The organism is Bacteriovorax sp. DB6_IX, from assembly GCF_000447775.1.
Classification (GTDB): domain Bacteria; phylum Bdellovibrionota; class Bacteriovoracia; order Bacteriovoracales; family Bacteriovoracaceae; genus Halobacteriovorax_A.
Window position 1 is genome coordinate 1 of record NZ_AUNJ01000490.1, and the last position, 500, is coordinate 500.

Annotated in this window: 2 protein-coding genes; both read right to left on the reverse strand. The window is 32.6% G+C overall.

Annotated features, from left to right (window positions below; genetic code table 11):
• Positions 1-255: hypothetical protein (locus M901_RS18095; RefSeq protein WP_232422544.1), on the reverse strand; the 255-nt coding region annotated here is incomplete at its 3' end.
• A gap of 61 nt (positions 256-316) precedes the next feature.
• Positions 317-500: hypothetical protein (locus tag M901_RS18100; protein ID WP_232422545.1), on the reverse strand; the 184-nt coding region annotated here is incomplete at its 5' end.

The following is a 500-nucleotide window of genomic DNA, read 5'->3' on the forward strand; positions in this document are numbered from 1 at the left end:
ACTAAAGAAGATATTGAAAAGTACTTGTTTTTGAAATTTCTTTTTCCACTCTAGATTCTTCTTTAGACTCTTCTTATTAGAATCGAAACTCTTATCATAAATAGAATCTCTCTCCATTCTAATAAAGAAAGAGACATAGCTTTGATAAATGGCATTAATTTTATTGAATGAGGAATTCTCTATTTCCGTCTTTGAGAAATGATGAAACTCTCCAGCGAAGGCCGAAAAGGACAATTGTATAAATAGAATAAACACGATCTTTTTAATGGTCTGATTCCCCAATCTTATCAAGAACTTGTCTATAATTATCGGCTATCTATGAACACAAATTGAGTCTTTTTTCCAAGCTATTGATATCACGAAGAAAACACAAATAAGAACGACCATATTCCATGGCACAACCAAGGCGACCAAGGTACCAGTATCTTTTTCTTATGAGGTCTGTGTCATTTAACGCAAGTCTCATGAGAAAAAGATACTGGTACCTTGGAAATAAAAAA